Genomic DNA, 12,238 nt, shown 5'->3' with positions numbered 1-12,238 from the left:
GCGCGGCAGCTCTACAGGAAACCGGCCCTTCCCGATTCCCGGGCGGCGCCATGCCCGCTGCGGTAAAATCCGGCCCTCCTGGCCTCATCGACAGGCTCTTTTCCCTCGCCGCCGGAATTCCGCGTGAAGCAGCTCATTCTCGACGTTCGCCCCGATTTCACGCCCAGCCTCGCCAATTTTGTCCCCGGCGATAACGCTCCTTTGATCGCCGCGTTACGCGAGCAACTCAGCCGCCGCGATGGCAGCCTGCTTTATATATGGGGCCCGACCGGCAGCGGCCGCAGCCATCTGCTCCTTGCCGCCATTGCCGAAATACAAGGCCAGCGCCCGTCGCGCCTGGTCAGCGATGGTGACGACATGGCCTCGCCCGGCGACCAGGGATTGCTGTGCGTCGACGACCTCGGCGCGCAAAGCGAAGCCTCGCTGGCCGAACTGTTCCGCATCCTGATCAATGCGCGCGAGCGCCAGCAAAGCCTGATCGTCGCCGGCAGTGAGCCGCCCGCCAGCCTGGTGATGCGCGACGACGTTTCCAGCCGCATCGCGCAAGGCCTGATCTTCGAGATGCGCCCGCTGACCGACGAGCAGAAGATCGAAACCCTGATGCAGCACGCCGACAGTCGCGGCATGCGCTTCACGCGCGAGATGGTCGGCTACCTGCTACGTCGCAGCCGCCGCGACCTGCCCTGGCTGATGGCCGTGCTCGATGCACTCGACGAGGCCAGCCTGAGCCTCGGCCGCCCGATCACCCTGCCCTTGCTGCGTGAGATACTGCGCGCGGAATGACATCTGCAAACCTCGCTACACACCCACTGGAATTGAAATCATGAAGCTCGCCCTGTTCGACCTCGACAACACCTTGCTTCACGGCGACTCCGATCACGCTTGGGGCGAGTTTCTTTGTGAGCGCGGCGCGGTAGACGCTGCCGAGTACCAGGCGCGCAACAACGAGTTCTTCGAGCACTACAAGGCCGGCACGCTCGACAACGCCGCCTTCCTGCGCTTCGTGCTGGCCCCCCTGGCGGCCATCCCGCGCGCCGAGCTCGACAAGCTGCACGAAGATTTCATGCAGACCCGCATCAGCAAGATGATGCTGGCCAAAGGCAAGGATCTCGTGCGCCGGCATATCGAAGATGGCGAACTGGTCGCCATCGTCACCGCCACCAACGCCTTCGTCACCGGCCCGATCGCACGCGCCTTCGGCGTCTCGCATCTCATTGCAACGGTGCCCGCGCAGGAACATGGCCGCTTCACGGGCGAGGTGCGCGGCACGCCGGCTTTCAAGGAAGGCAAGCTGATCCGCGTCGAGGCCTGGCTGGAATCCATGGCGCTGAACTGGGATAGCTTCGAGGAGAGCTGGTTCTACAGCGACTCGCTCAATGACTTGCCGATGCTCAAGCACGTCACCCATCCTGTCGCCATCGATCCCGACACCACGCTGCATGCGCATGCTCTGGCGGCGGAGTGGCCGGTGATGAGCCTGCGCGGGTAACCGACGTAGCTTCGATCAATTGTCCGCAACGTTGTAGTGACGCCACTCCCAGGGTTGCAGAACAATCACTGAACCCTTGCGATGGCACACGTCTGCAGCTTCCCTCCCCTTGCTGCCCATAACGCCCGCCTGCTGATCCTCGGCTCCATGCCGGGCATCGCCTCACTCGATGCGCAGCAATACTATGCGCACCCGCAGAACCAGTTCTGGAAGATTCTCGGCAGTGTGCTGGGGTTCGACCCGGCGGGCAGTTATGCATCACGCGTGCAATCCGTGACAGAAGCCGGTATCGCCGTATGGGATGTGCTGGAAAGCTGCGTGCGTGAAGGCAGTCTGGACACGGCGATAGACAAGACTTCGGCAGTGCCCAACGACTTTATTGCGTTCTTTGCGAGCCACCCGGCGATACGTCGTGTGTGCTTCAACGGCACGGCCGCTGAATCGCTCTTCATGCGGCAAGTGCAGCCACACCTGCCGCTCTCGCTGACCTTGCAGTATGCGCGCCTGCCTTCGACCAGCCCGGCCAACGCAGCAATCCGGCTGGGCGATAAACTGGCAGTCTGGTCGGCAGCCCTGCGCCAGGACTGAAGACGCCCCCTCGCGTTCGACTGGTCGGCACTCCTTCTACGGCGTAAGCGGTACTAAGTCACGCATTAGGGATTTGCGCAAATTGCAGCGACAACCCCTGCGGACCAGCATGACTGCAGAAGCGCGGTAAACGCCACCGCAGGAGGGCCCATCATGCAACGTACAGCCCCGCAGGAAATGCATCTGCCACCAAGCCGGCTCAGCCGATGGGTTACTCCAGTCTGCCTCGTGGCCATCGTCATCAATGCCGCACTGGGAGGCACGTTCTTCGGAACAACTGGCGCCGGTATCGCAACCGCGAGCAGCGTGCTGATGTCGCTCTTGCTGATCTTCGTCTCCCGTCTGCAGCAAGCCGAGTCGAGCATCGAACGCAAACAGGCTGCCAGTGCGCTGGCCGCCACGCGTGCCTACTTCGTGCGCGTGCTCGATGCAATTCCGGCGACGATTTTCATGAAGGATGCGAACAGCCACTACACCTTTGTCAATGAGGCCTTCTGCGAGCTGCGCGCGATGAGCCGCGAGGAAATCCTGGCCGCGCCCATCAGCAAGATGCGCGATGAGCGTGGCCATGCGACCGAGTCCGAAACGGAAGACAAGCAGGTCTTCAGCGGACGCAGCATCCTCAAGGAAGAGCGGGTCTTTCATCCGGACAGCGGCCAGGAGATTTTCCGGACGGTCTCCAAACGCCTGTGTCACGACGAGCATGGACAGGCGCTCATCGTCGGCAGTACGCAAAACGTGTCGATGTGGCGGCAAGCCGAGCGCGAAGCCCAGACACAAGGCAACAAGCACCTGCGGCAGAACCATTTCCTGAGTTTCGTTCTCAACACCATCCCGATCCCGGTGTACGTGAAAGACGAAGAGCTCTACTACCTGATGGTCAACGAGGCCTTTGCCGAACTCATGGGTTTGCCGGCCGAGCAGATCATCGGCCGCCGCGCCAACGAGTTGACCGACAACGATGTCATCCTCGGCGACGAGATGCACGAGATGTCGATGCTGGCCCAGATGGATTCGCCGCAAATGGCCGAGCCTTGCTGGCTGATCGACGCCCTGGGCAACGCGCGCGCGCTGATGTCGCGCAAGACCGCCGGCCGCAACGCGGAGGGCAACCGCGTGCTGATCGGCACCTATACCGACCGCCCGGCACAGGCCGATCCCGCCCGGCCGCGTGACACGGCCAACCTGCCGCGCGCAGGCTTGCTCAATGGCGCACCGGTGAACAGCGGCCGGGCCCGAGCCTCACCCAGCTGAGTCACTGCGCGGGTGTCTCCCCACGCCTTCCCGCGACGGGAAGCACGGCGCGCGTAGCTTGTCAGGACGAGCCTTAGCGGACGGTTCCCCGCTATAATTCCTTGTTTTACAAGCTCCCCTGTCCGGACCCTGCCTGAATGATCCGCAAACTGTTGCGTCGCGTTTTCAAGCGTGAGACTGCCCCGCTGAATGCCCCTGCTCTGATCCCTGTCGCATTGCACGGCATCCGCCGCGAAGATCTATCCCCTGCCGCAAGACGCGTTTGCGCGGGCCTGCAGGAGGCCGGCTACAAAGCCTACGTGGTCGGCGGCGCAGTGCGTGACCTCATCGCAGGCATTCCGCCGAAGGACTACGACGTCGCTACCGATGCCACGCCGGAACAGGTACGCGAGCAGTTCCGCCGCGCACGCATCATCGGTCGTCGTTTCAAGATCGTGCACGTCATGGTCGGCAACGAGACCATCGAGGTCTCCACCTTCCGCGCCCTGCACGACGCCGATACGGTCACCGACGAACATGGTCGCGTACTTCACGACAATGTGTATGGCACACAGGCGGAAGACGCCACGCGCCGTGACTTCACGGTCAACGCGCTCTACTACGATCCCTCTACCGAAGTGGTGACGGACTACCACCATGGTGTTGCCGACCTCAAGCAGAAAACCCTGCGCATGATCGGTGACCCGGTACAGCGCTACCGTGAAGACCCGGTGCGCATGTTGCGTGCAGTACGCCTCGCCGCGAAGCTTGGCCTAATCATCGACCCCGCCGCGCGCAAGCCGATCACCGAGGTCTCGGAACTGCTCGAGAACGTACCCGCAGCGCGCCTCTTCGACGAGATGCTGAAACTGCTCACCAGCGGTTACGCCGTGGTGAGCCTCAAGCGCCTGCATTCGGAAGGCTTGCACAAGGGCCTGCTGCCGCTGCTCGACGTGATCCTGAATCAACCGCAGGGCGAAAAATTCGTCTGGTTGTCGCTGGAGAATACCGACCAGCGCATCCGCGATGACAAACCCATATCCGCTGGTTTCCTCTTCGCCACCTTGCTGTGGCACGAAGTGCTGGCCAACTGGACTGCCCGCCGCGAAAAAGGCGAACACACGACGCCTGCCCTGCTGGCCGCCATGAACGAAGTGCTGGAAATCCAGGCCGAGAAACTGGCCATCACGCGCCGGGTCTCGGCGGACATCACCGAAATCTGGGGCCTGCAACCACGCTTCGAAAAGCGCTCCGGCAAGATGCCTTATCGCCTCATCGAACAGCCACGCTATCGCGCCGGTTACGACTTCCTGCGCCTGCGTGCCGAGAGCGGTGAGATCCCGATGGAGTTGCCGGACTGGTGGGATGCCTTTGCGCATGCGAATGCAGAAGATCGCGAAGGCATGATGCAACCGGAGAAACTCGACCCGGGCCGCAAACGCCGTCGTCGCCCACGCAAGCCCAAGGCCGCTGGCAGCAATGCCGCGCCGGTAAGCAGTGATGGTTCCGCAGGCTGATGTTGTTAACGACTGTTCAGGCATGGATCGGAATCGGCGCCAACCTGGGTGAAGACCCGATCGGCACTGTCAGTGACGCGATTGCAGCGCTGGGCAAACAGCCGCACTGTCGCCTGCAGGCGCAGTCAGGGTTGTACCGCACGGCCCCGATGGGCGTCGCCGAAGGCAGCGACACGCAACCCGACTACATCAACGCGGTGGTGCGCATCGAGACCGCACTGGGCCCGACCCTGTTGCTCGAAACCTTGCTGGCCATCGAAAAGAGCTTTGGTCGCACACGCAGCGTACAGAATGCGGCACGCACCCTGGACCTCGACCTGCTCATCTATGCCGATCGCATCGTTGACCAGCACGGCCTGCAAGTACCTCACCCGCGCATGCACGAACGGGCCTTTGTACTGGTACCGCTCGCCGACATCGATCCGGACCTGGCAATTCCCGGCAAGGGCATCGTAAAGACCTTGCTGCCGGGCGTTGCCACGCAGGTCATCACGCCCGTCTGACATCCACCGCAGTTCACGAAACGAGGTCCGCCATGCCAACCTGGCTCCCGACATGGGCACCCACAGTTCTTCTGTTGACCGCTTCGAACGTCTTCATGACTTTCGCGTGGTACGGTCACCTGAAGAATCTTGGCAACCGCCCGTGGATCATCGCGGCACTGGTCAGCTGGGGCATCGCGCTGTTCGAATACCTGCTGCAGGTGCCTGCCAATCGCATCGGCGCGCAGACGATGACGCTGGGGCAGCTGAAGATCCTGCAGGAAGTCATCACCCTGTCGGTCTTCGTGCCCTTTGCTGTCTTATATATGGGTCAGCAGCTCAAGCTCGACTACCTGTGGGCCGGCCTGTGTATGCTTGGCGCCGTGTATTTCATGTTCCGCAGCTGAGTGCTCCTGGCGCTCGTTCACCCCACCATTCCGGAATTGAGCAATGCTCGAAAAAGCACGCTACGTTGTTGTTGAAGGCCCGATCGGTGCCGGCAAGACCACACTGACCAGACGCCTGGCCGAGCGTATGAATGCCAATGTGCTGCTCGAACAGCCCGAGATGAATCCCTTCCTCGGCCGCTTCTATCAAAGCATGGAGCGCTGGGCGCTGCCGACGCAGATCGAGTTCCTGTTCCAGCGCACCGATCTGCTGCGTGAGCTGGATCCGCTGCGCCGCGACGGGCAGCGTGTGGTCAGCGATTTCCTGCTGGAGAAAGATCCACTGTTCGCCAGCCTGACGCTTGTCGATAACGACGAAGAGCGCCTCTACCAGCGCCTCTACGAGAGCCTGCATCCGCAAGCACCGGCACCGGATCTTGTGATCTACCTGCAGGCGAAGCCAGAGACCCTCATCGAGCGCGTCAGGCGTCGCGGCATGGACAGCGAGCGCAAGATCACCGAGGGCTACCTCGAGCGCGTCGTCGAGCGCTATGCGCAGTTCTTCCACCAGTACGACCGCTCGCCCCTGTTCATCGTCAATGCCGAGGAACTGAATCCGGTCGAGCAGGACGAAGACTTCGAACTGCTCTACAAGCGGCTGTTTGCGATGCGCAGCTACCGCGAGTTTTTCGGCTATTCGGCGGCGCAGTAAGCCGTCGTATCAGAACGCAATCAAGGAGCCATCATGAGCGCCCAGGCAGAAATCCGCTCCATCACCCTGCATGACCTCGGCAAGATGCGCGCCGCTGGTGAAAAGATCGCCATGCTGACCTGCTATGACGCGAGCTTCGCATCACTGTGCGAGCGCGCCGGCGTCGACGTACTGCTGGTGGGCGATTCGCTCGGCAACGTGCTGCAGGGACAGAACAGCACCTTGCCCGTGACGCTGGAGCACATGGTCTATCACACAGCCAGCGTGGCCCGCGGCTGCAAACGCCCGTGGCTGATCGCCGATATGCCATTCGGGAGTTATCAGGAGAGCCCGGCGCAAGCCATGCACAACGCCGCGAAGCTGATGGCGGCCGGTGCGCACATGGTCAAGCTGGAAGGCGGCGCCTACATGGCCGAGACAGTGCGCTTTCTCGTCGAGCGCGGCGTACCGGTTTGCGCGCACATCGGGCTGACTCCCCAATCTGTTTTCCAGCTTGGCGGCTACCGCGTGCAAGGGCGGACGGACGAGAGCGCGGCAGACATGCTGGCTGATGCACGGGCGCTGGAAGCCGCAGGCGCCGCGATGATCGTGCTGGAGATGGTGCCTGCGCAGCTGGCCGCGACGCTGACCACCAGCCTCACGAGCATGGCGACCATCGGCATTGGCGCAGGTGCCAGCACCCACGGTCAGGTGCTGGTATTGCACGACATGCTGGGCATCTACCCCGGACATAAGGCACGTTTTGTGCGCAACTTCATGCTTGGCGCAGAAAGCATCGAGGCTGCTGTCGCCACTTACGTGCACGATGTAAAAAATGGTGGCTTCCCGTTAGCGGAGCACACCTATTGATGGATTCATGACAAAGGGGTTCTGGATGCGGGCAGGGAGGCGTTTTGCAACACTGGCGACGTCAGTGACACTGGTATTCCTGGCGTTTGGCGCACGCGCCGCAAGCCCTGACATCACGACCCTGGCGCAATGCTTCAAATTGCGCGGTAGCGAAACAGACGAAGTTCGTCTCAAGTGCTATGACAAGGCTTTTGCGGAGGCCGAAGGCGGCACCTTGCAGGTTTCAGCATTGCCTGACCCGCCGAAACCAGCCCATCTGCGCAACCTGTGGCGCGCCGACGACGAACAGGCTGATCGCAGCACGGTTTTCCGCCAGTACAAGCAGAACTACATCCTGCCCTGGGCCATCAGCAAATCGCCGAACGAGCAGCCAAGCAGCCCCAATGCGGCCAACACGCTCTCCGCCCCCACCTCGACCGACGCGGCCGAGCTCAAATTCCAGCTGAGCGTGAAGTCGCGCCTGCCCTTCACCAACAATGAATCGAAGCATTCATGGTGGTTGGCCTACACGCAGCAATCACACTGGCAGGTTTACGATACGGAGAACTCGCGGCCGTTCCGCGAAAGCAACTACGAGCCCGAGTTCATCTACTCCTACGACCTGTCGGAGAAAGATGCACCCGGCTGGCCGATGGCGCCGCAGTTCCTGAATTTCGGCCTGGTACATCAATCCAACGGCCAACCCAAACCGCGCTCGCGCAGCTGGAACCGCGTCTATGCGCAACTCGGCATGGAGCAGCCCGTCGGCAACGGCAGCCTGGCCTTGTTGATCCGCCCCTGGATCCGCATCCCCGAAAGCAACGACGACGACAACCCGGACATCACGCGCTATCTGGGCTACGGTGACCTGGAATTGAAGTACTGGCTCAACGGCAAGGTTTACTCGCTGCTGGCACGCAAGCGTTCGATCCAGCTCGACATCCCGGTGCCGTTCCTGACCGGCCGCTTCACATCCGGCTTCTCCTTGCAGTACTTCAACGGCTATGGCGAAAGCCTGATTGATTACAACCAGCGCCATCAAACCTTCGGGATCGGCTACTCGCTACCCTACGGCTTGTAGCAACACACCAGGCCGTGCTGTCCAACAGTACGGCCCAGCGTTCTCGGCCCCGCAGGGCACGCGGCTGCCGCCTCGTCCAAATCGCGAAAACGCCCTCTCGCGGCGAATTGCTCCATCCCGCGTCATGCCTCTTTCCAGTTCATCCGTACATCTGCGGCTTGAACTCAGGCCTGCACTTACCCTCCTCATCACAGGCTGGCGACAGTGGCAGCGCGGGGAAAGGCTTTTATAAACAACACACTAAACCCAAAAACAACACAAACAACAAATACGACGTAAATAATAGTTAAGAACTCGTATTTTCGTCTTTCGCGTATTGACGAGTCTCGTCGCGGATCAGCATAGTCGCCCCCAACAACAAAAGTCTGGATGAACAACTTTTGTTGTCAGACGCCCTTCAAGGGCGCTTCAAACAGAACGGAGACTCAGAACATGATTCGCAAGATCCTCATCGGCGCCGCCGCTGCGCTGAGCGTTGCGGGTGCCCACGCCGCAACCGACTATCCATCCGGCTACACGAAATGCGCCCAGGTCGGCAGCGCCTGCACCATGAGCGGCACGCACACTGTCGCGCTCGGCAAGTCCGGCTCCTTCGTCTATGCAACCCTGACAGGCAACTTCACCTGTTCGACCTCGCTGTTCCCGTCGAACAGCTTCTCGGAGAGCGCCTGGTGCTCGGTCGGCCCGACCGCTACCTCCAGCTCGTCAAGCGTCGCAAGCAGCGCGTCTTCCAGCAAATCGAGCTCCAGTTCCAGCGTGGCCAGCAGCTCGTCCTCGAGCAAGTCCAGCAGTTCGTCCAGCGTCGCTTCCAGCGTCTCCAGCAGCGCCGCCTCGTCGGCAGGCAGCAGCGCCTGCGTGGCCGGTGCCGTGCTTGACGGCGTGACCGTCGACTGCGGTGGCAAGACCCTCGGCACCTCCTGCCTGAGCGATGACGAAGGCCAGGCCGCCGTCATCTCGCTGCAGAATGGCGCCGTGCTGAAGAACCTGCACATCAAGGCAGGCGCTGGCGGCCATGGCATCTCGTGCCTGGCAGGCAACTGCACGCTGGACAACGTGACCTGGGATGAAGTGTGCGAACACGCTGCGGGCAACTACAGCGCAGGCGGCACCTACAGCATCCTCAACAGCACGGCGTACCAGAACCTCGACTCGCTGGCCATCGACGGCAACAAGCCCGACAAGTTCTTCCAGGACAACGCTGTCGGCTCGAAGATGTACGTGCGTAACTTCACGGCCATCATGGTCGACACCGACGGCAGCCTGTCGAGCTCCGGCAAGATCCTGCGCACCTGCGGTGACTGCTCGGCCAACGGCGGCCCACGTACCCTGGACATGGACGGCCTGACCGTCAAGCACGTTGCATCTGACCGTGTGACGCGCTCCAGCGGCCCTGGCATCAGCACCATCGTCGGTATCAACACGCAATGGGACAGCAGTGTTCCAAGCGCACAGCAAGTGCCTGACGTTGCCATCCTGCGCAACATCAAGATCCAGGACTACAAGCTGTCGAGCGATGGCGTGAAGAGCACGCCGAAGGTCTGCGACGCCTACGTCGGTTCGCGTACCCACAATGCATCGACCAACATCGGTCAGCTGTGGAACACCTCGTCTTGCAACGTCAAGACGACGGACGTGACCTCGTTCTGACCATCACCAGTCATCACCGTGTGTCTTCGGGCGAAAGCCCGCTTCAGCCCCCGGCTTTCACGAGCCGGGGGCTTTTTCCTGCCGACGGATTGATCGCGCCATGATCCCAGCTCCGGTTGCGATAGCCTGCGACGAGACCCGGCAACAAGAACAAGGCAATCCATGAGACAGACGCTTCGTACCGCGCTCCTGAGCTTACTCATCTGCGCCGCCCTTCCTGGCCATGCGGCAGATGCATCCCGGCCCCGCGCGCTCGAGCAGACACAAGTTCTCAGCGCCGAGATGCTCACCCTGTGGGGCGATGCCAGCAGCAAGCTCATGCTTGCCGGCGGACAGGACGGCGCCCTGCTGCGCTCCACCGATGCGGGCGAGCACTGGCAGCAAGTGGCTATCAGCGGCTCGCCGGAAATCAATGCGTTTGTCGCCGGTCCCGAAGGTGTCCTGCTGGCCGTTGCGTCCGGTCTGCTGCTGCGCTCGGTCGATGCCGGGCTGAGCTGGGCGCCAGTCGCGACCCCGGCCGGCAATCTCGTGACAAAGCTGATGTACCACGCCCGCAGCAATGCCTGGCTTGCCACGAGCGGCACCGGTGCTGTGCTGCGCAGTGATGACAATGGACTGAGCTGGCGCGCCATCGCCACGGGTAGCCAGGTGCCCTTGCTGGCCATGGGCGAAACCAGCAGCGGCATCCTTCTCGCCGGCGGCGCACAAGGCACCCTCCTGCGCTCGACCGATGGCGGCGAGCACTGGAACACGCTGAAAACCCATATGTCAGCGGGCATCGCCCGCTTCCTGTCACTGCCCGGCAAGGGCGGCATTCTTGCCCTGTGGGCCAACGGCGGCATCATTGGCCTGGACGATGACGGGCAGCACATGTGGCAAGCCATGACAGGCAATACCGAATTCATCTCGGCGGCTGGCTACGACGTTCATCGCAAACAAGCCTTGCTCGCCACGGCGCGCGGCCAGGTACTGCGGTCGAGCGACGGCGGTCATAGCTGGAAGATCGCAGCAGTCGTCGACAATGCTTATCTCAGCGGCATATCGGCCGACCCGCAGACGGGTGATATCACCGTCGTCGGCCATCGCGCCACAATCGCACGCTCGCGCGATGGCGGCGCCAGCTGGACACTCAGTCACGGCAATGCCTGGACCAGTCGGCTCAACACGCTGGCGATCGGCGATGCTGGTGGAACCATCGTCGCGGCCGGTGGTGGCGGGCTCATGCTGCGCAGCGTGGATCGCGGCACCAGCTGGACGGAAGCGCGGCCCGACCTCGCGCGCTACGTCAGCGACCTGCTCGCCGTGCCCGAAAGCAATGCGCTCATCGCCATTGGCGATGTCGGCCTCATGCTTCGCTCCACGGACACGGGGCGCACCTGGTCGGTCATCAACCCCGGCATGAAGTCGCCCGTTTTCCTGCAGTCACTCATCTACGAACCGCGCAACAAGGTGCTGCTTGCAGTGGGCCCGGTCGGCACCTTCCTGCGCAGCCGCGACGCCGGCCTCACCTGGCAAGCCACCCAGCCTGTTGCGAACGCAAGCGACAGCTTCCTGAAACAGATCGTTGCCGATCCGGATTCAGACACGCTCATCGCCGTCGGCAACCCCGGCGCCGTGCTGCGCTCGGCAGATGCCGGCCAGACCTGGAGCACCACCGACGCGGCAGCCGGTAACGGAATCGATCAGGTCGCGGCGCTGGGCAAAGGTATATTCATCGCAGCACGCGCCGACGGCGTGCTGCTCCGTTCGGACGACGGCGGCAGTCATTGGCACACCACGGCAGAGCCACTCAAAGGGCCCCTGACCGGCATCTACGCCGAGCCGCGGGACAATGCCGTGTGGGTCATGGGTCAGGGCCTCATGATGGACTCGCATGACGGCGGCCTGACCTGGCGCAAGGCACCGGTCGCGGCCGACACGAGCATGGCGTTCATGGTGCGCACGCCTGCGAAGACCTTGCTGGCCTTCGGCCGCGCCGGCACGGTACTGCGCTCGGAGGACAATGGTGCGAGCTGGCAGAGCATGCCGAGCGGGACGCAATCCATCTTGCGCAAACCGCTGGTCGACACCCGAAGCAACGTCATCTACGTACCCGGCCGCGACGGCACCCTGCTGCGCTCTAAAGACGATGGCAAGAACTGGGAAGCCATTCCCCTGCATACGAAAGCGCACGTGAACCGGGTCGCGCTGGATAGCGCCACGAACTCGCTGGTGGTCACGGGCGAACGCATCGTACGCGTGGTATTGCCGGAGTAGATTGGCAAGGCGGAACTCC

General features: G+C 62.4%; 12 protein-coding genes. All 12 read left to right on the top strand.

Features of this window, described 5'->3' with window-relative positions; all coding sequences use genetic code 11:
* The first annotated feature begins 123 nt into the window (after positions 1–123).
* The 12 genes from VVD49_RS12430 to VVD49_RS12375 all read left to right on the top strand — a co-directional run bounded on the left by VVD49_RS12430 (position 124) and on the right by VVD49_RS12375 (position 12,219).
* Positions 124–783 carry an HdaA/DnaA family protein gene (locus tag VVD49_RS12430; RefSeq protein WP_327599499.1) on the top strand — a complete coding sequence of 220 codons (660 nt, stop codon included), beginning with the start codon at positions 124–126 and terminating at the stop codon, positions 781–783.
* A 40-nt stretch (positions 784–823) separates the two neighbouring features.
* Positions 824–1,489 (top strand): histidinol-phosphatase, encoded by a 666-nt coding sequence (locus VVD49_RS12425; protein WP_327599498.1) that lies wholly within the window; start codon positions 824–826, stop codon positions 1,487–1,489.
* Between the two features lie 81 nt (positions 1,490–1,570).
* Entirely contained in the window at positions 1,571–2,077 is a 507-nt protein-coding gene (locus VVD49_RS12420; RefSeq protein ID WP_327599497.1) for a DNA-deoxyinosine glycosylase, read from the top strand.
* 153 nt (positions 2,078–2,230) lie between these two features.
* Positions 2,231–3,331 (top strand): PAS domain-containing protein, encoded by a 1,101-nt coding sequence (locus tag VVD49_RS12415; protein WP_327599496.1) that lies wholly within the window; start codon positions 2,231–2,233, stop codon positions 3,329–3,331.
* A gap of 137 nt (positions 3,332–3,468) precedes the next feature.
* On the top strand, positions 3,469–4,827 hold the full coding sequence (gene pcnB / locus VVD49_RS12410) for a polynucleotide adenylyltransferase PcnB (RefSeq protein ID WP_327599495.1): 1,359 nt from the start codon (positions 3,469–3,471) through the stop codon (positions 4,825–4,827).
* Complete coding sequence (gene folK / locus VVD49_RS12405) at positions 4,827–5,330, top strand: 2-amino-4-hydroxy-6-hydroxymethyldihydropteridine diphosphokinase (RefSeq protein WP_327599494.1); 504 nt, start codon at positions 4,827–4,829, stop codon at positions 5,328–5,330. Before pcnB ends, folK begins: the two co-directional genes overlap by 1 nt.
* 32 nt (positions 5,331–5,362) lie before the next feature.
* Positions 5,363–5,716, top strand: coding sequence for a DMT family protein (locus VVD49_RS12400; protein WP_327599493.1), 354 nt, complete (start codon positions 5,363–5,365; stop codon positions 5,714–5,716).
* A gap of 43 nt (positions 5,717–5,759) precedes the next feature.
* Positions 5,760–6,407: a deoxynucleoside kinase gene (locus tag VVD49_RS12395; RefSeq protein ID WP_327599492.1), complete on the top strand. Its 648-nt coding sequence runs from the start codon at positions 5,760–5,762 to the stop codon at positions 6,405–6,407.
* A gap of 33 nt (positions 6,408–6,440) precedes the next feature.
* A complete protein-coding gene (gene panB, locus VVD49_RS12390; protein WP_327599491.1) occupies positions 6,441–7,256 on the top strand; it encodes a 3-methyl-2-oxobutanoate hydroxymethyltransferase in 816 nt (271 codons plus the stop codon).
* A 64-nt stretch (positions 7,257–7,320) separates the two neighbouring features.
* Positions 7,321–8,316, top strand: coding sequence for a phospholipase A (locus VVD49_RS12385; RefSeq protein WP_327599490.1), 996 nt, complete (start codon positions 7,321–7,323; stop codon positions 8,314–8,316).
* Positions 8,317–8,748: 432 nt separating this feature from the next.
* The gene (locus VVD49_RS12380; protein ID WP_327599489.1) at positions 8,749–9,963 is read left to right on the top strand and encodes a pectate lyase; all 1,215 of its coding nucleotides are present in this window, start codon (positions 8,749–8,751) and stop codon (positions 9,961–9,963) included.
* A gap of 282 nt (positions 9,964–10,245) precedes the next feature.
* On the top strand, positions 10,246–12,219 hold the full coding sequence (locus VVD49_RS12375; protein ID WP_327599488.1) for a WD40/YVTN/BNR-like repeat-containing protein: 1,974 nt from the start codon (positions 10,246–10,248) through the stop codon (positions 12,217–12,219).
* Positions 12,220–12,238: the final 19 nt, after the last annotated feature.

Source organism: Uliginosibacterium silvisoli (assembly GCF_036017035.1).
GTDB lineage: Bacteria > Pseudomonadota > Gammaproteobacteria > Burkholderiales > Rhodocyclaceae > Viridibacterium > Viridibacterium silvisoli.
This window is presented reverse-complemented; position numbering and strand designations above follow the sequence as displayed.